Genomic DNA, 20,613 nt, shown 5'->3' with positions numbered 1-20,613 from the left:
TCCGCGTTAATTGAGTCTATATAAGTCTTTGAATGCATAATTTATCCACAAAAAAAGAGGCTGTTTGCCTCTTTTTTAAATTAATTTGTACACAATACCTACAAAACTTAGCTGGTAATTAAAACTTAGGCCCACCACCACCCATCATTCCAGGGGGTAACATGCCTTTCATACCGCGCATCATTTTTTGCATTCCGCCCTTACCTTTCATTTTTTTCATCATTTTTTGCATTTGCGTAAACTGTTTTAGCAACTTATTTATCTCTTGCACTTGGGTACCAGAACCCGCTGCTATACGCTTTTTACGCGAACCTTTAATGATTTCAGGACGGGCACGCTCTTTTTTAGTCATTGAGCTGATGATCGCTTCCATTTGAATAAAGGTTTTATCACCCATTTGACCTTTCACTGCATCGGGTAAGTTTGACATACCTGGTAACTTATCAAGCATCGACATCATGCCACCCATATTTTTCATTTGCTTTAGTTGCTCAGCAAAATCATCCAGGGTAAAACCATCGCCTTTAAATACTTTTTCAGCTACTTTTGCAGCTTGCTCTTTATCGACTTTCATCTCGACTTCTTCGATCAATGAAAGTACATCACCCATCCCTAAAATACGGGATGCTATGCGGTCAGGATGAAAAGGTTCGAGTGCATCTGTACGTTCACCCACCCCCATAAATTTAATCGGCTTACCGGTGATATGGCGAATAGACAACGCCGCACCACCGCGAGCATCACCATCGGTTTTTGTTAATATAACACCAGTAAGCGGCAATGCTTCGTCAAATGCTTTAGCTGTGTTTGCCGCATCTTGACCTGTCATAGCATCAACGACAAATAAGGTTTCGATTGGGTTGATTGCTTTGTGCAGCGCTTTTATCTCATCCATCATGTCATTATCGACATGTAATCGGCCTGCGGTATCGACTAATACAACATCAATAAACTTCTTTTTTGCGTGTGTTATAGCAGCCGTTGCAATATCAACTGGCTTTTGTGATATATCACTTGGGAAAAATTCAACTTCAACTTCTGCGGCAAGCGTTTCTAGCTGTTTAATTGCGGCAGGACGATATACATCGGCACTGACCACTAACACTGATTTCTTTTTACGTTCTCTTAAAAATTTCGCAAGCTTGGCAACACTGGTGGTTTTACCCGCACCTTGTAAACCCGCCATCATGACAACAGCTGGCGGTTGTGCGTTTAAGCTTAGCTCTTCGTTTGCTTCACCCATGGCTTTTTCTAGCTCTTCACGAACTATTTTGATAAAAACTTGCCCTGGGCTTAAACTTTTAGTTACTTCAACGCCTACCGCACGTTCTTTAACTTGTTTAACGAACTCGCGAACAACGGGTAAAGCAACGTCAGCTTCTAAAAAAGCCATACGAACTTCGCGTAGCGTATCTTTTATGTTGTCTTCAGTTAGGCGACCGCGGCCGCTGATATTCTTTAAGGTTTTACCTAATCGTTCTTGGAGGTTCTCAAACATGTAAAGGTTCCGATCAAACGTGATATACCGACAGCTCAATTTCACACCGTGAGCAAATTAATAGTTTGCTCTTTATATGCGTTAATTTAACTTAGTCAGTAATATTAAAATTTTAATTAAAAACAGTATACCGTAAATTAAGGTGCACAATACAGTACTCAAGTCGGCTGTTTGAGTTTCTTTTTACAAAGCCTAGGCATTTGTCTTGCTATAAAATACAATGGACTTACTCTAACAAGGATATTTGACTCAAATTGAGTGGCCCAAGTACTATGCTGATTATTAGTTTAACTATTATTGCCAGTTTATTTTACGTTTTAGCGACATCACATGTCCTATCTCGATTATTTCACCAACAAGGTCCGAGCCAAAAGCTCACGGTGATACTAAGCACTATCGCTATCTTAGCGCACATGCTATTGCTGGTAAATTCGGTCTTTCGTTCTGATGGACAAGATTTGAGTATCGTGAATGTCGCACTCTTAACTTGCTGGGTGATCGTGGTGTCTGTCACCACGGTTTCATTAAAGTTCCCTGCAACATTACTATTGCCTGTGGTGTATGGTTTTGCGGCTTTACTAACAATTGCTAGTTTATTTATTCCTCATCATATTCTATTGCAAAGTATTGATATACAAATCGGCCTTGTTACTCATATATCACTCTCTTTACTCGCTTATTGTGTACTTATTATTGCTACGTTATATGGTGTGCAATTTTATTTTATTGATAAGCGGTTAAAGCGCAAAGATTTAGCGATCGTGCGTAGTCATCTTCCTCCATTAATGGTGGTTGAACGCCAGCTTTATCATTTATTGACATTAGGAACAGCACTTCTTACTTTGGCTTTGCTATCAGGGTTGGTTTTCCTCGAAGGTATGTTTGCTAAAGAGTTTATACATAAAACCATTTTATCTTTATGTGCATGGGCTATTTTTGCCACGGTTACACTTGGTCACTTAAGATTTGGCTGGCGCGGAAAACCTGTTGTACTTGCTATAATGAGTGCTGCATTTGTACTGACATTAGCTTATTTTGGTAGCCGCTTTGTGCAAGAAGTTATCCTTAATAAGTTTTAACTTGACTCAGCGTGCTCTCTACCGCTTAATATACCTTGATTAAATAAAAAAGGATCCTTCTTTGGACGACATCTCTACAAGTGTTTTGTTTATAATACTTGGAATACTCATACTTTGTTCTGCATATTTTTCTGGTTCTGAAACGGGCATTATGTCAATTAACAGAATCCGCTTACGCCACCTTGCCAAAGAAAACCACCGCGCAGCAAAGCGTGTCAACAAACTCTTGAGCCGTCCTGATAGACTTATTGGCCTGATCCTAATTGGTAATAATCTGGTAAACATTGCTGCCGCACAGGTTGCAACTATAATTGGTATCCGTTTATATGGTGATTTAGGTATCGCTATTGCCACTGGCGCACTTACGTTAGTCGTCCTTATTTTTGCAGAAGTAACACCTAAAACGCTTGCTGCGCTTTATCCTGAAAAAGTTGCCTTTCCAAGCTCGGTAATACTCAAAGGTTTGCTAAAGATTCTCTTTCCATTTGTCGTCGTTGTTAACTGGATGACCAATGGTATATTACGCTTATTTGGTATTAGTGCGGCACAAATAGATGAGCACAGTATGAGTAAGGAAGAATTAAAAACAGTGCTGAATGAATCTGGTGCGCTGATCCCCGCTCGTCACCAAAGCATGTTGACCTCTATTTTAGATTTAGAGCAAGTCACTGTTGAAGATATTATGATACCCCGTAACGAGATCGTGGCCATTGATATCAATGATGACTGGAAACTTATTAGTAAACAGCTTACCCACGCACAACATACACGCGTACTTTTATACCGTGACCAAATTGATGATGCGGTAGGTTTTATCCACTCACGTGATGCGCTGCGCTTATTAACGAAAGAGCAATTTGATAAGCCATCACTACTTCGCGCAGTTCGTGAAATTTACTTTATCCCTGAAGGCACATCGCTTAATACACAGCTGTTTAAATTTCAGCAATCAAAAGAACGCATTGGTTTGGTCGTCGATGAATACGGCGATATTCAAGGCTTAGTAACCCTTGAAGATATTCTTGAAGAAGTGGTTGGCGACTTTACGACTACTCAAACACGTACTCCAAGTGAAGAAGTTGTATCACAAGAGGATGGTTCATTTTTAGTGGATGGCGGTGCTAACGTACGTGATCTAAACAAAGAAATGGATTGGGAATTTCCGCTTGATGGCCCAAAAACGCTAAGTGGATTAATTGTTGAGTACCTTGAAGATATTCCAAATGCAAATTTAAGTTTACGCATTGCAGGCTACCCTATCGAGGTAATTGAGGTGAAAGAGAACATGATTAAACTTGTTCGAGTTCAAGCCGCTTTACGCAAATCCTAACCCCAAATGATAGAGTAACCAGTAAGTTACTCTATCTCTCTTTCTTATTTCTGAATTTTCCGACATAGATTCTCAACCCAGTGATATATATTAAGCTATTATAATTCTTTATCTTACGGAGAACTTTAATGGATGATATTTCAGTAGAGACTATATACACCAAAGCTATCGAAATGCTTATGTTGTATGGCCCTAAATTCTTACTCGCAATATTTGTATTAGTTGTGGGCTGGTGGTTTATTGGCCGAATTGCAAATATGACCGAAAAATCAATGGCTAAAGTGAAATTTGAAGCCGGTTTAACTCACTTTTTAGTCTCGTTTATTTCAGTGATATTAAAAGTCCTATTACTCATTTCTGTTGCCTCGATGATTGGGATCGAAACCACCTCATTCATCGCGATGCTCGGCGCTGCAGGTTTGGCTGTAGGTATGGCTTTACAAGGCAGTTTAGCTAACTTTGCTGGTGGTGTACTTATCTTGTTCTTTAAACCATTTAAAATTGGTGATGTCATTGAAGCACAAGGGCATATGGGTAAAGTCGTTGAAATTCAAATTTTTGTTACTATCTTACTTACCTACGACAATGAAAAGATTATTATCCCTAACGGCGCACTTTCAAATGGCTGTGTTAAAAATAAATTTGCAGAGCCAACTCGCCGTGTTGATATCGAATTCGGCATTAGCTACCAAGATAATGTACTAAGGGCTCGCGAGGTGTTAATGGCTGTCCTAAATGAGTATGAGTTAGTGCTTAAAGGTGATGAAGCGAAGAAACCTATTGTGCATGTTAGCCAACATGGTGATAGCCATATTGGCATGCTCGTTTGGGCATGGGTTGACTCTGAAAATTATTGGCCGGTATATTTTGGTTTATACGAGCGCGTTAAGATCGCTTTCGATAAAGAGAACATCACCATTCCATTCCCACAAAGAGATGTACATATCCATCAATTTCCAGGGAAGTAAATAGCCTTCCCCCTTAAAACTAACAAGCCCGCAGTGCGGGCTTGTTAGTTTTAAATTAGCCAAATAAACGATCTAACCAACCTTTGTCTAAACTATCTTCACATTTTTTAAGTTGAGCACCATAACGGCTTGCCCTATTTTTTACTTTATTTGCGACACCCATTAGCCACTTTTTCTTTTTGTAGGTGCCACGTTTATAGCCACCCCAGCCTTCGTGGTAATTTAAATATTGTGCGTAAGCATCCCATTTTGATATGCCATTCACTTTATGCGTTTTATAAACAAACCAACCCATGAAGTCGATAGCATCATCAAAATCATCACGATCAGCCCCGCTGTTACCTGTTTCGCGAATATAATCAGACCATGTTGGTGTTTTAGCTTGGGAGTAGCCATAAGCAGAACTTGCACGCCCGGTGGGAATAACCCATAAAAAATATTCCATTGGAGGTGCTGCATCATGCTTAAATGAACTTTCTTGATACATCATACTCATTAGCACATGCTTTGGTGAGCCCCACTTTTCTTGGGCATTTTTGGCATCATAATACCAACTTGATTTTTCTTCAAAAATCTTACAGATATCATTAGGTTGCTTTGGCGGAGCGGTCGCGCAGCCGGTTAAAATCACTCCCAGCGATAGAATTATTAAATTTTTTTTCATTTATTTTGATTCTCGCTGAACTTTTAATAAAAACATCGGTCTTAGTTTATGAATGCGCAGTTTAGCATTGTTTCATCCCTGAAGAATTTTTACGCAGCCCATATGGGCTGCGTTTTTTTTGTCTGTTATTTATCTTTAAAATACTCATCTAAAAACACTTTAAAAGATACGCTATCAGCAGCAACTACAGCAAGCTCGTCCTGTATTGAACGCTGTGCTTGTTGTTGCAAATAGCTATCAGAATAAACGTTGTATGGCGTTGCTTGATGGCTATGCTTGTAATTTTTAGCTAATGCTAAAGCAAAGTGTCCGTTATCAAGACCTGACTCTTTCAATTGCGCCACATAGCGACCTGAATAAGTAAGTGTAGGATCTGTGATCCACGAAGATAAGCGTGCAACCGTTTCACTGTAGTATTGGACACCATAAGCATTATCCATGTAATGAGCCACAGAGCGAAGCTGAGCAAACACCTCTTGTCCCCAGTCGACTAAATTACTTGGTGCGCCTGATTTATTGAGCTCAACATGACTAGCACGCCCATTATTAACAACGGTATCTAGATTCTCAGTGCTGCGCTGTTGCGAGTCCCAATCCATGTCCGGTGAATCTTTTAACAAGCAATATGTTAAAAACACATCGAGAAAGCGAATTTGTTCAATATTAATGCCTGTTTCGCTAAACGGGTTCACATCTAATGCACGAATTTCTATGTATTCAATACCACCACGTAATAATGCATCCGTTGGTGTTTCACCACTTTTTGCATTGCGCTTAGGCCGGATTGGAGAATAAAATTCATTTTCTATTTGTAAGATATTTTTATTAAGCTGTTTTGGTTGATCATTATTGTAATCGCCAATGCCACTGTAAATATCTGATGGCGTATTAATCGCACGCTTTAAGCCGGCGACATACTCATCTAATGAGTTATACATAACCTTTAATGATGACTGCGCACTATTTGTATAACCTAAGTTACCTAATCGAAGCGCCGTGCCTGTTTCAAGGTATAGTGTACCTTTGCCTAACTTTTTAAATGGTAAATCCGTCTTACGACCTTGTAAAAACGAATTACATAAAGCGGGTGACGCACCAAATAAATAGCTTATTAACCAAAGCTCTCGTTTAAAGTTACGGATCAAGCTGAGGTAACCTGCTGAGATAAAATCAGTTAACGGTCCCTTGTCGCCTTTTATTGTCTGCAAACTTTGCCAAAACGTTTCAGGGAATGAAATATTAAAGTGCACGCCAGCAATAGCTTGCATCATGCTGCCGTAACGGTTTTTCAATCCTTGGCGGTAGAGTGTTTTCATTCGGCCAATATTGGAATCGCCAAATTGAGCTAACACTATGTCGTCTTGGTGCTCAATGAAACACGGCATACTGATAGGCCATAATAACTCATCCCCCATCTGCGCTAAGGTAAACTTTTGCAAATCTTGCAACTGACTTAACGTTTCTTCGGCAGATTCACTAACCGGTGTAATAAACTCTAATAACGATTCAGAGAAATCAGTGGTGATATGCCCATTTGTTAACGCACTACCAACCCCTTTAGGATGTCTTTGCTGTGATATAACACCATTAGGCTGAATCCTCAATGCTTCTCTTTCTATGCCACGTTGAATACCTTTAATTGCGTATTGATGTTGTTCTGGAGATAACGCTGCTAGCGTTTTATTTAGATCATGTGTAGTCAAAAATGCTTCCTCGAGCCACGTGGCTTAATCTTAAGTCAATGGGGGCGAATTGATAATACTCAAGGCTAAATAATAGGGATCACACTTATTCTAATTATTTGCCACACAAACTACCGCGCGAATTACAGCAAGGCGTACAAATTTGCCAATGCATTATAGACTAATCTTGCCATTGAAAGTGTCAATATACAATTGCTTTAAACGCACCACTGTCATGACATATATCATGATGTGGTTTATTCAAAATACATAGACCCGCCCAGTCGAGCTAACCATTCAAATAACTGCAAAGTAAATATGGTTAATTGACCTTTTATTTGTTTTAGATCATCAAAAGTGTAATTAGCAATCTATGCGTACCCACTTGAGGTATTTTACCTTTCATTAATTTAGGATGAACTTTATAATCGGGTTTAATAATAAAGTATGTTTAAGGACTACCCATGCGTCGGGGTCAGCAAATAAAGAATGAAGAGGTTACTTTTTCACAGCACCAAGAATTGGTCTCTACAACAGATTTACGTGGTGTGATCACTTATGCTAATGACGCTTTTTGCGCAATAGCAGGCTACACATTAGAAGAGTTGATGGGTAAAAACCATAACATTGTTCGCCACCCTGACATGCCCAAAGCTGCATTTAAAGAAATGTGGGAAAAGCTAAAAGCAGGCCACTCATGGCGTGGAATGGTTAAAAACCTCTGTAAAGACGGTCGTTATTATTGGGTTGACGCTTTTGTTACCCCTATTTTTGAACACGGTCAATTAGTTGGCTATCAATCTGTCCGCAGCAAGCCGACACAACAATTAAAACAGCGCGCCACTGAATTTTATAAAAAAATAAATGCTGGAAAGTCTCTCACTTCATACCGTGAATTAGTTAGTGTAAGGCAAACATGTGCGTTGATCATCACGTTACTGGGTTTAACTCTGTTAGCTGTGACTATATCTGTTACTGCAGCCCTTGTTGCAGTGTTATTTTGTAGCGCTATTGTTTTCCTCAATTATGACGAACTGATTGTAACTCCCAATTTATTAAAGCAGCAAAAGGCTGAGTTTGATTCTGTCTCACGCTATATTTACGTAGGCACTCACCCATTTAGTATTAGCGAATACAATCGTGAGATGCTCAACGCAAAACTACGCACAGTGCTTGGCAGAATAAAAGATGCCACCATAACATTTAACGGTATAGCGTCTAATTTAGATAACCAGTCGTCACTTACAGAGCAAGGTATTTCGGCGCAAGGTCAACGTCTAAGCCAAATAGCGACGGCAATGTCGCAAATGAGCACAACAATTGGAGAGATCTCCACAAGCACTCAAAATACCGCTGAACAAGTTAATGTAACCTACCAAAGCTGCTCTGATATTAAAGTTCACATTGCTGATAACAGCTCAATGGTGTCAGAACTTGCATCTCAAGTAGAGCAAGCGGCTAGCACTGCAAATGCATTAGCAACAGAGGCTGATAAAATTGGTCAAGTAATGACTGAGATTGAAGGCATTGCTGAACAAACCAATTTATTGGCTTTAAATGCTGCAATTGAAGCTGCTCGCGCAGGTGAACATGGCCGCGGCTTTGCTGTAGTAGCTGATGAAGTGCGTGCACTTTCTTCACGTACCCAACGTGCAACATCGCAAATTCACAGCTCAATTAAAGAAATTCAAGACACTTTGTTTAGTTGGTCAACAGTGATGAAAAATACAAAATCCCAGGCCGATGAATGTGTAAATACAACTGGCCATACGCAAATAGAGCTTGATAGCATTTTTGCTCAGATAAGCGAAATATCACAATTAGCCACACAAATATCAGCCGCAGCACAGCAGCAACAAGCGGTCAGTGGTGATATTGGTGAGAACGTAAAACAAATTAAAGGATTTAGTGATGAAAACCTTGCTTTAAGCTTTAATGTAGCTAAAGATGCGGCTCAGCTAGTTGAAGGTTCACGTAAAGTGAATGATATTTTGCTTACTTTTAAAGTTTAAATTATGGTTTATTAGGATGTTAAAGCCTGATTTTAGAGCTTTATTTTTAACTTTACATTAGGCCGTGTTGACCTTTATGGATTGAAATTTGTTCAATCTAGGGGCGATTTAATCGCGGCGCGAGGTTTGTAACCTAGCGAGCTAAATAAAAATAGAACAACAAAAAGTTATGACCAGCACATGCGCTGGTCATAACTTTATTACTTATTTAGCGTGTTGTGAATACTAAACCATTTTCATCAGCGTCTATCACTATCATGTCTCCACTTTGATATTCACCAGCGAGTAGCTTCTGAGACAGTGGGTTTTCAATTGTGTGCTGGATTGCTCGTTTAAGCGGTCTTGCACCATAAACTGGGTCAAAACCGCTAGCAGCAATTCGTTCAAGTGCAGCATCACTAATGTTTAACAAATACCCCATTGCTGTAAGTCGCTCGCGTAATTTGCTCAGTTGAATATCTGCAATCTCTTTGATGTGCTCATTCGCTAGGGGATGAAATACGACAGTTTCATCAATACGGTTTATGAACTCAGGTCTAAATTCATTAACGAGTACACCCATTACTTTTTCTTTCAAGGCACTGTAATCATTACTACCTGTTTGCTCTTGGATGATATCGGAGCCTAAATTAGAAGTCATGATAATCACCGTGTTTTTAAAATCAACGGTTCGACCTTGCCCATCCGTTAAGCGACCATCATCCAATACTTGTAGTAAAATATTGAATACGTCAGGGTGCGCTTTTTCAATTTCATCAAGCAAAATGACTGAATATGGACGGCGTCGTACAGCTTCGGTCAAGTAGCCACCCTCTTCATAACCTACATAACCAGGAGGCGCGCCAACTAAACGTGCTACTGAGTGTTTTTCCATAAACTCTGACATATCAATACGCACCATTGCGCTCTCAGTGTCAAACATATATGTTGCTAACGCTTTTGTCAGTTCGGTTTTACCGACTCCGGTTGGCCCTAAAAATAAGAATGAACCAATTGGTCTATTTGGATCAGCAAGCCCTGCGCGTGAGCGCCTAATCGCATTAGATACGGCAATAACGGCTTCGTCCTGCCCGATTACTTTTGCATGCAGATGATCTTCCATTTGCAGTAACTTTTCTCGCTCACCTTGAAGCATTTTTGAGACCGGGATCCCCGTCCAACGCGATAAAATTTCAGCAATCTCATCTTCGCCAACCTGATTTTTGAGTAAACTCATATCTTGCATTTCAGCTTGCGACGCTAAATCAAGTTTACGCTCTAAATCAGGGATGCGACCATACTGGAGTTCAGACATACGTTGTAAATCAGTTGCTCTGCGGGCAACATCTAAATCTAAACGAGCTTGTTCTAGTTCTGCTTTTATAACTTGGGTGCCTTGAAGTGATGCTTTTTCGGCATTCCACACTTCATCAAGCTCACGGTATTGGGCTTCAAGGTCTGTGATCAATTCCTGCATTTCACTTCGACGCTTTTGGCTTGCGTCATCTTTTTCTTTCGCTAACGCATTGTCTTCTAATTTAAGTTGAATAATACGACGCTCCAACTTATCTAAAGACTCTGGCTTTGAATCAATCTGTAGACGAATAGACGAACCTGCTTCGTCAATTAAATCAATAGCTTTATCTGGTAGTTGGCGATCACTAATATAGCGGTGCGACAAATGTGCAGCAGCAACAATGGCCGGATCGGTAATATCAACGCAGTGATGAAGCTCATAACGCTCTTTTAATCCACGTAAAATCGCTATTGTGTCTTCGACTGAAGGCTCTTCAACTAAGACTTTTTGAAAACGACGCTCTAAAGCTGCATCTTTTTCAATGTACTTACGGTATTCATCAAGCGTTGTTGCACCTACGCAATGTAATTCACCTCGTGCTAAAGCAGGTTTTAACATGTTCCCTGCATCCATTGCACCATCGCTCTTTCCTGCGCCCACCATAGTATGAATTTCATCTATAAATAAAATCACTTGGCCTTCTTCTTTAGCCAATTCATTAAGAACTGATTTTAATCGTTCTTCAAACTCACCTCTATACTTGGCACCAGCCACCAGCGCCCCTAAATCAAGTGACAACACACGTTTGTTTTTTAACCCTTCGGGCACTTCACCATTAATGATACGCTGCGCTAGTCCTTCGGCAATCGCCGTTTTACCGACGCCTGGCTCACCAATTAGAACGGGGTTATTCTTAGTGCGTCGTTGTAGTACTTGAATTGTACGACGAATTTCATCGTCACGACCTATAACAGGGTCTAACTTACCTTGCTCAGCGCGTTCGGTTAAATCTATGGTGAATTTTTTCAATGCTTGGCGTGTTTCTTCAGCATTTGGATCATCCACTTTTTGGCCACCTCGAATCGCTTTAATTGCCGCTTCAATTTTTGTCGCGGTCATATTCAAGGCACGGAAAATATCACCTAACGGTCCTTTATCTTCACAGGCAGCTAATACGAATAACTCGCTCGAGATATATTTGTCTTTACGTTTTTGTGCATATTTATCACATAAGTTAATCAGTGAAACCATGTTATTCGATAACTGTACGTCACCACCAACACCTTCCACTTTAAAGAGTTTTTCTATCTCTTGGGATAATTTAGTATTGAGCTCATCGGCACTCACACTCGCTTGAGCGAGTAATGCACGCACACTTGAACCGCTTTGCTGAAGCAATGAGTACATTAAGTGCACAGGTTCAATAAATTGATGATCGCGACCTAGAGCAAGAGACTGAGCATCTGAGAGCGCAGATTGAAATTTACTGGTAAATCGATCTAAACGCATAATGAGATAACCTATAAAAAAACTAATTGTTTAATTAATGGGTATGTTGAGTGGTTTGTTCAAGGTTTAGCAAAAAATATAATCATGAATATGAGTGTAGTTAGAGGTTATTTGCGCCAGATCAAGCTTGCCATTCGTCCTGTCTGCCTATCACGGCGATATGAAAAAAATGATTCGGGCTGGCTTACGGTGCAATATTCGCCACCACTAATAGTATTAACACCTAACTGTATTAATTGAATACGGGCAATAGCGTAAATATCAGCTAAATATTTGCCATTATTGGTTTCTTTAAATGCGTATTCATAGGCATCTGATTGCTCACAAAATGCAGCTCTTACTTCACTGCCTACTTCAAACTTTAATGCACCAATTGCAGGCCCTAACCATGCAATGATGTTATTTTTTGATGCCGAGAATTGAGCAATCGTATTCGCAATAATACCTGCATTTAAACCACGCCAGCCACCATGTATTGCGGCAACTTCATTACCACACGATGACGTCAACAATATAGGGAGACAATCTGCCGTCATAATTGCTAAAGGCTGATTCTGCAAAGATGTATAAAGTGCATCTGCATCTCGTACTGTTAATGGATCAAAGTGTTTATCAACGACGACAACCTCAGCGCTATGTACTTGATTTAACCAAATCGGCGGATTTGGCAATAGCTGATCTAATAAATGGCGATTTGCTAATACCACTTGCCGATCATCACCCACATGAAGCCCTAAGTTTAAACTTGAAAAAGGGGCACGCGATAGCCCCCCGTCACGAGTTGTACTTAATGCACCAACATTTGTTGGTGCTGACCAATTGGGTGAAAGCATTAACTAAGCTTAATAATCAATATTTGGGTTTGCTTTCGTATCTTCACGTAGCACGTGCGTCATCGCAACCATGTCATCAGGAATAGGTGCCTGCCATGTCATCATCTCACCAGTAATTGGATGAGCAATACTTAACTTAACAGCATGCAAAGCTTGACGATTAAACTCACGTAGCATTTGGAATAACTCAGGTGTTGCTCCTTTTGGTGGACGTGGACGGCCGCCATATGCTTTGTCGCCTATTAATGGGTGATTAATAAATGCCATATGAACACGAATTTGGTGAGTTCGTCCTGTTTCTAAACGCAGACGTAATCGCGTGTGCGCACGAAACTTTTCAGCAACGCGAAAATGCGTAATTGCAGGTTTACCCTGCTCATGAACAGCCATGTGTGTACGCTGTGTAGGGTGACGAGCAATTGGTTTTTCAACCATGCCACCTGCTGTCATCGTACCATTACAAATTGCTTCGTATTCACGCGTGAAATTCTCGCGCTTTTGCAAGGCTTTAACTAAATGTGTTTGCGCCTGAATAGTTTTAGCTACCACCATTAAACCGGTCGTATCTTTATCTAGACGGTGCACAATACCTGCACGTGGAACGTTAATAATATCAGGATGATGATGCAATAATGCATTAAGCACAGTGCCATCAGGATTACCAGCTCCAGGGTGCACAACTAAACCCATAGGTTTATTGATAACTAAAATATCATCATCTTCATAAACGATGTTTAATTTGATATCTTGTGCGAGGTATTCTCGTGGTGCTTCAATACTCGTTTCAACATTAACGACTTCTCCGCCAAAGAGTTTTTCGCGTGGAGTGTTGAAAATTTCACCATCAACGGTGATTTTATCATCCAAGATCCACGTTTTTATACGTGAACGTGAATAATCAGGGAACAATTGTGCTAATACTTGGTCTAGACGTTTACCGCCTAACTCAGTTGGTACATCGGCTTGAAGAGAAATTTGCTCTGTCATTAGTAACTTTACCCAATTTACCAGTGCAAGCTGCGCTCGACTGGGTTAGAATCGCTTTTAATAAAAGCATTATATAATAAGTATAGTTTACTCGGTTTTACCCACTTGGCCTAGCCGAAGACATCGAAGGTAACAAATAAAATGATAAATAGAATAGGGAAACGTGCATTCGCCATTGTTTTTACAGTTTCATTGCTTGGTTTAGGGGCTTGTTCGTCAGCACCAGATGAAGAAGATATCCAACGCGTACCAAATAAATCTGCACAAGCACTTTATGAAGATGCGAAACAAACTCTCGATTCAGGCTTATACGCACGTGCAATTGAACTTTTAAGTGCTATAGATTCACGCTACCCGTTTGGCCCAATGTCAAAACAGGTGCAATTAGATTTGGTGTTTGCTCATTATCAAGCTGGAAATACTGAGCAGGCATTAGCAACAATAGACCGTTTCATTCGCCTTAACCCAAACCACAAAGATTTAGACTACATGTACTATATGCGTGGCTTGGTAAATATTAAAGCGGATGAAAATGCTTTCCAAGAATATTTTGGTGTTGACAGAGCTGACCGTGATGCAAACCGAACTCGTGTTGCATTTACTGATTTATCAACTTTAGTTAATCGCTTTCCTGATAGCGGTTATGCACCTGAGGCAAAACGCCGCTTAGTATGGTTGCTAAATAAAATGGCACGCTATGAACTTAAAGTAGCCGATTATTATTACGAACGAGAAGCATATCTAGCTGCAGCTAACCGTGGTAAATATGTTGTTGAACATTATTCACAAAGTAGCTATCTAGATGAAGCTCTGGAGATGATGGAAAAAAGCTATGAAAAGCTTGGTTTACCAGAGTTAAGTAAGCATGCAAGAATGACTCGCGAACTAAATAAAAATAAGTAGATTATTTCCAAACACACTCTAACGTGTTTGTAATAAATACAAAAAAGGCGCTACTTGATACAAGTAGCGCCTTTTTTAATGGATGAGTAATACCAATCGACTTAAATTTTTAACCATTCTAGCGGACTAAATAAAGCGCTAACTGCGTTAGTCATTTTTCATGTACGACTGCATGGATGCAGGAGCTAGAGCAATGCAGGAGCAATTGCCGAGAACAACACCATGTCAAAGTTTCTGCCTTGTTATCACTGTATTTATCTTTCGCTATAAATGACCATTAACTTAATACAATTGGTATAACGTCTAAATTGCTTCTTCATCTTCTTCCGCTGTACGGATACGAACAACACGTTCAACGTCAGTTACAAAAATCTTACCGTCACCAATCTTGCCCGTTTGCGCTGTTTTGACAATAACTTCAATAGCACGGTCTACATCTTCATCCGTTAGTACAATGTCTAATTTTACTTTAGGTAGAAAATCAACCATGTACTCAGCACCACGATACAATTCAGTGTGCCCCTTTTGACGACCGAAGCCTTTAACTTCGCTTACTGTCATGCCTGTAATACCAACTTCTGATAATGCTTCTCGTACATCATCAAGTTTAAAAGGCTTAATTATTGCTTCAATTTTTTTCATTGTTTGTTGCTACTCATAATTCCCATTTGCATCGATTTTAGACAATCCTGCATCCCATAGCAAACAAAGCAATTGAATTACGATGATTTAATCGCCAGCAGTGGTATGATTGAGCAACAGATTACAGCCATACCCAAACTACCTCAAGGTGTGAGCGTCGTTGGAGTTAAAAGCGATTTAGGCAAGGCATTGATTGCAGAGAATAGTTATTCCCTTGCTAAAATAAATAACACAGTATAAATCGCTTTTAAACCAACCCATTGGGCGATTCACCGGGAGTTACTCTCTGCGTTGTTACTTCTTAAAAGGGACATTCTTACAAGTAACGCTTGATATTAAGCCCCTGTGAAACGCTGAACCCTGCATCTTGAGGCGGTTTGGGTATATAATTAATAATGAGTTTAAATAACTCCACAGTAAGTACCTACTTAGTAGCAGAGGTGTATATGAAAAATAAACAACGTGGTTTCACACTACTAGAATTAATGGTCACAGTTGCAATTGTAGGGATTCTTGCTGCGATCGCATTTTGGAATAGCAGTGATATGCTTAATAAAGATCGTGCCGAAAATTTTCTTTTAGATTTAAAGCGCAATATTAGTTTTGCTCGAGCTAAGGCAAGTAGTACTGATGAAATTGTTATTCTCTGCCCTGTGTTAGAAAGTAGTGTAATCGCAAAAGCGACAACCATTGAATGCTCAAATGACTGGGCTGATAAAAACGCTATTATTGTATTTGTAGATGCTAATCAAGATCAAGGCTATGACGCTGGCTCTGACTCAATACTGAGAGTTATGGATAAAGTACCACTTAATAATCAGCTGAAATTTTCAGGCAGCAATAGCTTACGTTTTAATACCAGCGGTAGAGTAACAACAAACCCTGGTGATTTTGTTTTTTGCCCCAGTAAATCAGGTGAGAACAACAAAGCTTTAAGCGTCTCCCAATCTGGCACAGCAATGTATCTTGGAGATACCACATCTAACTGCCAATAATTACATCTATGTTTGCTAATCTAGGATTAGCATCTAGAATTTAGAGATATTGGATTACTACGGACTTCAAGGATGAAGCAGTTAATGCCCCTTCACCAACATTCTGGGATCACATTAATTGAAATAATGATTGGTGTGTGTATCTTATCTATTTTGCTTCACTTTACTGTATTTCAAATGTCTGAGGTATTAGCGCGTGTAAGAGCTGAGAATAATACAGCCTTATTGCATCGAGGCTTATACTTATCGAGGCTGTATGCAATAGAGCACAATACTTTTACTACTTTTTGCGCCATGAAAAATAAACGCTGTGTGCTGGATCAGTGGGATAAACAAGTTGTTGTTTTTACTGATAAGAAGAATTTTGGAGTACGAGATCCAAATGAAGAAATACTCATGGTGTTTGACCTTGCTCATCAAGCCGATAGATTAAAGTACCCTAGACGTATGATCACTTTTCGCCCTGACGGGACACCAAACGCTTTAAATAATGGGACATTTATATACTGTCCAAATTATCAACAAGCAAAACTTGCTGGCTATGCTGTCACACTGAGCCAAACAGGACGAGCAAGAGTGAAATCCACAAAAGAATGTCAGTCAGCCTCCCTATGATATAAAACCTTATATCATAGGGAGGCAAACGTGGTTAAGTAGCTTATCGCTTGTGGAATATACCCAAAAGCGATAATTAATAATTAAGTTACTAACCCCAGCAGTAGTCGATACTTTTACTGCCCCCTACGCCTTTTAAACCAACATCAGTTATTGTAAAAGAGCCACAATCACCGTCTGACTTTACAGGCCCACCAACTGGCTTTGCTGTTAGAGTGAAATTAGAACCTCCAACGTTCACTGTAAGTGAATAGTAGCCGTTTTCAGTCGTTGTATTAACACCTAAATCACCTAGATTAGACGTGTACTGTCTGTTATCAACAAAGTACTGTTCTTGTCTATTTGCGGCATCTAATAACGCTGTTACAGCTTCTACACGCGCAGCACGCTTTACATGCTCAGAATAACTTGGAATAGCAACCGACGCTAATATACCTGCAATAGCCACTGCTATTAACAGCTCAGTTAATGTAAAGCCATACGTTCTTTTTTTCATTACTTGCATCTTAATTATCATTACTTGCTTCATCATTATCTTCACGTTTATAAATAAATGTTTGTCGTGTTTTAAAACCAAACCCAACCGGTAGCTCATCACTAAATAGCTTTATTTTGCCACTTGTATCCAGATTTAAGCCTGGACCAGTAATTTCTTTTGGTACAAAAGGATTTGTAACACCATACTTTTCAGGGTTTTTAATGCTTGGCCCAATTGTTTGAAATTTACTCACTTCTTCTACGTCTTCACCTGTATCATCACACTTACCATTACTGTCTGAATCCGCACATGAGGCACCACTACCGAAGAATATTTGCGGTGTGTCAGGCACGTCATTACCTGTTTGATACTTTAAATTACTATAGGCCTTAGTGCCATAATGCAAATGAAACGCGTATACGTGTCCTGATCCTCCACTTAATGAACATTGATTCACTGTCGACGTTTTTGATGCTGGTGTATAACTTGTAAAATATGCAATGCCACCAATCACTGTCGCTGCAGCCAATGACTTTTCACCTGCGCTTGGTAGCGCATAGCGCCACCCTTTATAGCTATTGGCTAATTCAGCTTCTAATTCGACAAATTTCTCTACATTATCGAGTGAATTACCAAAAGGATCATCGTTCATCTTCATCAAATCACCTACTTCTATTGTAGGCGGTATTTTTGTTTTAAACGAACGCGTAACCGTGTTTTCATCTCTGATCATGAATAGTTGATCTTGTTCAGATGTTGATGTCGGTTTAGAGCGGTTACCACTGCCTATCAGTACTGCATCAAAGGGGGTATCTTTACGTGTTGTAACACCGCTTACTAGATCTTTTGTTACTTTACTAAACATTGTACGTGCTACCATCGGCTTATAAAAAAAGCGACGGTCTTGGGCTGCGTTGTTACTTCCCAGTTCTGCGAGCTTAAAATGTGTCCATGGATTTTTTGCATCCGTAGGGTTATCTGAGGGCATGTCAACACGCCAAACATTGCCTCCCGTATCTGTTGCATAAAGGCGATCAATATAACCATCGTAATCAGAATCCATCGTCGTTATATCTGAAGCAATACTATGTTGTCCTTGAAAACCATTGCCTGACTCTAAAGACCATACTTTTTTTCCAGTCTGTGCATCAACGATAAAAATACCACGCCCTTTGCTATCATTACTGCGTATTGCATTGTCTTTATTTGTATCATAGCCTGCACCAAAAATGAGCATTGGCTTATTTTTGTAGCCATTTAGATTAACAAAGGCAACTTGTGCTTTTGACCATGTTTGTCCAAGTTCGTTAAAATCGCCACTGCTTCCAGTGATTGGCCCACCCCACATTAACTTTGGTTTATCTGGTATCGAAATATCAAACGCATAGTATTGATTTCCACCACGACGCATCCCAGTAAATGCCCAGACTCTGTCGCTACCATTAACAATGCCGTCTTTATTTTTGTCATCAAAGTAAATTGAGATTGGGCCATCAAAGCCATATACTTTTGTGTCAGCTTGGTTGTCTCGTAACGGTTTCATTATTTTATAAAGGCTGGTCGGTATGAAAGCCCAGCTTTCAGATACAGTGTCTCCACTGTCTTTAAACATATGCAAGTAACCTGCATTTGTTCCAATCAGGATTCTTATGTCGTCATTACCGTAATCTATCGCAACAGGCTTTGAATGTAACGGATCACCAAAAATATCTGTTCGCTGATCAATTATTGAACCATTATCATTTTCATCATTAACATCAACCCCTTTCGACCAACTTATAATATCAGGTAACTCAAGTAAGTTACCCCCAGCTAATTTTAATAAGTTGTTAACGCCACCTAATGCATTAGCAACATCGGTATAATTGAAATCTATTAACCCACCAGTGCCCGCATCTGTAAATAATTTACGCTCTGCAAGCATAGACAACTTTAAATTTACACCTCCTTGTTGTACCGTATTACCATCAGCCCCTTCGTTTTCTGGTAACCAAAAAGTACGTGCATTCTTATCTATAAGACCATCGCTATTAAGTGCTTGTATATCTTCAGAATCAACAATGTTTGCACCAGATACTTTTAGTTTTTTTAAGTTTCCTCTCCACCTTGCACCACTTTCAGGATAAAACATTGCGTAATATATTGATTCTCGACTGCGAGTTTGGTCAGCATTATTAGTAGCAACTGCTGGCGCCGAGAAAGTATCGTTGACTTCTCTTATTCTGGTAATTGTTTTTTTAAGTGCATCAGATAATTGCTCTGCAGTGTTTGCATGCAGATATTGACCGCCACCATCTTTTGCAGCTTCGGCAAGTAATGTCTTACCAGCTGAGCTCATCCCAGAACCAAAGCCTATAGCAAAAACACGCCCCTCATCATGAATTAAGGGTGTGCCAGGATAAAGGTCGACTTTAGTATCTTTAGTGCCATGAATAGATTTTGCCAATGCACTTAAATAGCTGTTACTAATTTTTGACGGATTGCTCCCAAATGTACTTCTATGCAAATTATAAATAACAGTATCAGCGCCGTTATCATTTGAAGGATCGCCATCGGTCATTAAAATAACATTTACTGAGTTATCACATCGCTCTGGTACGCCGCTAACAGGTAGAAAAGGTGAACGGTAGCGATTGCCCACATCAACCGTTCTATCACGCGCACCAACGCTTCTCCCATAAGCACGCTGCTGACCGGTTAAATAAAGGTAAGCTTCCCAAAGCGTTTCTGTCAACGGCGTTGCACCATCTGCAGGCAAGCTATTAATCTGATCTACCAATTTAGTTTTAGTTGCACCAAGACCAGCCATGACATAGCCACCTGAACTACCGTTAAAACGCATTAGACCAAACTCTATGTCATCATTATCATTTACGAGTGAACGAATTGCATCTTTTGCTACACCTAGGCGACTATCATTACATAAAGTCCAGCCTCGATAATAACCACAATCTCTACCTGTTCTCGTAGAAAAGGCCATGCTCCCTGATGTGTCAAAAACAACCACAACCCGTGGTTTCTCTGTCGTTTTTACATTATGGTTAACATAAAGCTCTATATCTTCGGCTTTAGCTTGATAACACACTGCTAATGCAAGAGACAGCAAACTAAATCTTACAAACTTATGGGTCTTCATTTACTT

General features: G+C 39.8%; 17 protein-coding genes. 8 read left to right on the top strand and 9 right to left on the bottom strand.

The window, feature by feature from the left end; genetic code table 11:
* Window positions 1-118: 118 nt before the first annotated feature.
* Complete coding sequence (gene ffh / locus ADS77_RS05585) at window positions 119-1,498, bottom strand: signal recognition particle protein (protein ID WP_054205158.1); 1,380 nt, start codon at window positions 1,496-1,498, stop codon at window positions 119-121.
* 272 nt (window positions 1,499-1,770) lie between these two features.
* On the opposite strand from ffh, the gene ADS77_RS05580 reads away from it, so the two are divergent.
* From ADS77_RS05580 to ADS77_RS05570, 3 genes are all read left to right on the top strand, one after another.
* The gene (locus tag ADS77_RS05580) at window positions 1,771-2,577 is read left to right on the top strand and encodes an inner membrane protein YpjD (protein WP_054205157.1); all 807 of its coding nucleotides are present in this window, start codon (window positions 1,771-1,773) and stop codon (window positions 2,575-2,577) included.
* 61 nt (window positions 2,578-2,638) lie between these two features.
* On the top strand, window positions 2,639-3,907 hold the full coding sequence (locus tag ADS77_RS05575; protein ID WP_152960587.1) for an HlyC/CorC family transporter: 1,269 nt from the start codon (window positions 2,639-2,641) through the stop codon (window positions 3,905-3,907).
* 128 nt (window positions 3,908-4,035) lie between these two features.
* The gene (locus ADS77_RS05570; RefSeq protein ID WP_054205155.1) at window positions 4,036-4,875 is read left to right on the top strand and encodes a mechanosensitive ion channel family protein; all 840 of its coding nucleotides are present in this window, start codon (window positions 4,036-4,038) and stop codon (window positions 4,873-4,875) included.
* A 55-nt stretch (window positions 4,876-4,930) separates the two neighbouring features.
* Here the strand turns inward: ADS77_RS05570 and ADS77_RS05565 are convergent, their stop codons facing one another.
* On the bottom strand, window positions 4,931-5,539 hold the full coding sequence (locus ADS77_RS05565) for a hypothetical protein (RefSeq protein ID WP_054205154.1): 609 nt from the start codon (window positions 5,537-5,539) through the stop codon (window positions 4,931-4,933).
* Between the two features lie 125 nt (window positions 5,540-5,664).
* Complete coding sequence (gene gshA / locus ADS77_RS05560; protein WP_054205153.1) at window positions 5,665-7,242, bottom strand: glutamate--cysteine ligase; 1,578 nt, start codon at window positions 7,240-7,242, stop codon at window positions 5,665-5,667.
* Between the two features lie 443 nt (window positions 7,243-7,685).
* Between gshA and ADS77_RS05555 the strand changes: the two genes are divergently transcribed.
* The gene (locus ADS77_RS05555; protein WP_054205152.1) at window positions 7,686-9,233 is read left to right on the top strand and encodes a methyl-accepting chemotaxis protein; all 1,548 of its coding nucleotides are present in this window, start codon (window positions 7,686-7,688) and stop codon (window positions 9,231-9,233) included.
* A gap of 208 nt (window positions 9,234-9,441) precedes the next feature.
* On the opposite strand, the gene clpB is transcribed toward ADS77_RS05555, so the two are convergent.
* The 3 genes from clpB to rluD form a co-directional block, all read right to left on the bottom strand.
* Window positions 9,442-12,018 carry an ATP-dependent chaperone ClpB gene (gene clpB / locus ADS77_RS05550; protein WP_054205151.1) on the bottom strand — a complete coding sequence of 859 codons (2,577 nt, stop codon included), beginning with the start codon at window positions 12,016-12,018 and terminating at the stop codon, window positions 9,442-9,444.
* 107 nt (window positions 12,019-12,125) lie between these two features.
* Window positions 12,126-12,851, bottom strand: coding sequence for a peptidoglycan editing factor PgeF (pgeF, locus tag ADS77_RS05545; protein WP_054453322.1), 726 nt, complete (start codon window positions 12,849-12,851; stop codon window positions 12,126-12,128).
* 9 nt (window positions 12,852-12,860) lie between these two features.
* Window positions 12,861-13,838, bottom strand: coding sequence for a 23S rRNA pseudouridine(1911/1915/1917) synthase RluD (rluD, locus tag ADS77_RS05540; RefSeq protein WP_054205149.1), 978 nt, complete (start codon window positions 13,836-13,838; stop codon window positions 12,861-12,863).
* Window positions 13,839-13,979: 141 nt separating this feature from the next.
* On the opposite strand from rluD, the gene ADS77_RS05535 reads away from it, so the two are divergent.
* Window positions 13,980-14,741, top strand: a complete 762-nt coding sequence (locus ADS77_RS05535) for an outer membrane protein assembly factor BamD (RefSeq protein ID WP_054205148.1) — start codon at window positions 13,980-13,982, stop codon at window positions 14,739-14,741.
* Window positions 14,742-15,044: 303 nt separating this feature from the next.
* Here the strand turns inward: ADS77_RS05535 and glnB are convergent, their stop codons facing one another.
* Window positions 15,045-15,383: a nitrogen regulatory protein P-II gene (glnB, locus tag ADS77_RS05530; protein ID WP_054205147.1), complete on the bottom strand. Its 339-nt coding sequence runs from the start codon at window positions 15,381-15,383 to the stop codon at window positions 15,045-15,047.
* Window positions 15,384-15,455: 72 nt separating this feature from the next.
* Between glnB and ADS77_RS22340 the strand changes: the two genes are divergently transcribed.
* The 3 genes from ADS77_RS22340 to ADS77_RS05520 all read left to right on the top strand — a co-directional run bounded on the left by ADS77_RS22340 (window position 15,456) and on the right by ADS77_RS05520 (window position 16,993).
* Window positions 15,456-15,623, top strand: coding sequence for a hypothetical protein (locus ADS77_RS22340; protein ID WP_157601495.1), 168 nt, complete (start codon window positions 15,456-15,458; stop codon window positions 15,621-15,623).
* A gap of 206 nt (window positions 15,624-15,829) precedes the next feature.
* Window positions 15,830-16,378, top strand: a complete 549-nt coding sequence (locus ADS77_RS05525) for a GspH/FimT family pseudopilin (protein ID WP_054453320.1) — start codon at window positions 15,830-15,832, stop codon at window positions 16,376-16,378.
* 84 nt (window positions 16,379-16,462) lie between these two features.
* Entirely contained in the window at window positions 16,463-16,993 is a 531-nt protein-coding gene (locus ADS77_RS05520) for a GspH/FimT family pseudopilin (protein WP_054205145.1), read from the top strand.
* Window positions 16,994-17,084: 91 nt separating this feature from the next.
* On the opposite strand, the gene ADS77_RS05515 is transcribed toward ADS77_RS05520, so the two are convergent.
* On the bottom strand, window positions 17,085-17,489 hold the full coding sequence (locus ADS77_RS05515) for a type IV pilin protein (RefSeq protein WP_054205206.1): 405 nt from the start codon (window positions 17,487-17,489) through the stop codon (window positions 17,085-17,087).
* Window positions 17,490-17,499: 10 nt separating this feature from the next.
* Complete coding sequence (locus ADS77_RS05510) at window positions 17,500-20,607, bottom strand: pilus assembly protein (protein WP_054453317.1); 3,108 nt, start codon at window positions 20,605-20,607, stop codon at window positions 17,500-17,502.
* Between the last annotated feature and the right edge of the window lie 6 nt (window positions 20,608-20,613).

Origin of the sequence: Pseudoalteromonas porphyrae (assembly GCF_001298125.1) — a bacterium.
GTDB lineage: Bacteria > Pseudomonadota > Gammaproteobacteria > Enterobacterales > Alteromonadaceae > Pseudoalteromonas > Pseudoalteromonas neustonica.
The sequence above is the reverse complement of the archived record's forward strand: the minus strand, read 5'-3'. Positions and strand labels throughout refer to the sequence as shown.

Excerpts from the sequence above, each read along its gene's own strand:
- ffh (WP_054205158.1), bottom strand. The coding sequence starts at position 1,498 with ATGTTTGAGAACCTCCAAGAACGATTAGGTAAAACCTTAAAGAATATC.
- ADS77_RS05580 (WP_054205157.1), top strand. The coding sequence starts at position 1,771 with ATGCTGATTATTAGTTTAACTATTATTGCCAGTTTATTTTACGTTTTA.
- ADS77_RS05570 (WP_054205155.1), top strand. The coding sequence starts at position 4,036 with ATGGATGATATTTCAGTAGAGACTATATACACCAAAGCTATCGAAATG.
- ADS77_RS05565 (WP_054205154.1), bottom strand. The coding sequence starts at position 5,539 with ATGAAAAAAAATTTAATAATTCTATCGCTGGGAGTGATTTTAACCGGC.
- ADS77_RS05555 (WP_054205152.1), top strand. The coding sequence starts at position 7,686 with ATGCGTCGGGGTCAGCAAATAAAGAATGAAGAGGTTACTTTTTCACAG.
- clpB (WP_054205151.1), bottom strand. The coding sequence starts at position 12,018 with ATGCGTTTAGATCGATTTACCAGTAAATTTCAATCTGCGCTCTCAGAT.
- pgeF (WP_054453322.1), bottom strand. The coding sequence starts at position 12,851 with ATGCTTTCACCCAATTGGTCAGCACCAACAAATGTTGGTGCATTAAGT.
- rluD (WP_054205149.1), bottom strand. The coding sequence starts at position 13,838 with ATGACAGAGCAAATTTCTCTTCAAGCCGATGTACCAACTGAGTTAGGC.
- ADS77_RS05535 (WP_054205148.1), top strand. The coding sequence starts at position 13,980 with ATGATAAATAGAATAGGGAAACGTGCATTCGCCATTGTTTTTACAGTT.
- glnB (WP_054205147.1), bottom strand. The coding sequence starts at position 15,383 with ATGAAAAAAATTGAAGCAATAATTAAGCCTTTTAAACTTGATGATGTA.
- ADS77_RS05525 (WP_054453320.1), top strand. The coding sequence starts at position 15,830 with ATGAAAAATAAACAACGTGGTTTCACACTACTAGAATTAATGGTCACA.
- ADS77_RS05520 (WP_054205145.1), top strand. The coding sequence starts at position 16,463 with ATGCCCCTTCACCAACATTCTGGGATCACATTAATTGAAATAATGATT.
- ADS77_RS05515 (WP_054205206.1), bottom strand. The coding sequence starts at position 17,489 with ATGAAAAAAAGAACGTATGGCTTTACATTAACTGAGCTGTTAATAGCA.
- ADS77_RS05510 (WP_054453317.1), bottom strand. The coding sequence starts at position 20,607 with ATGAAGACCCATAAGTTTGTAAGATTTAGTTTGCTGTCTCTTGCATTA.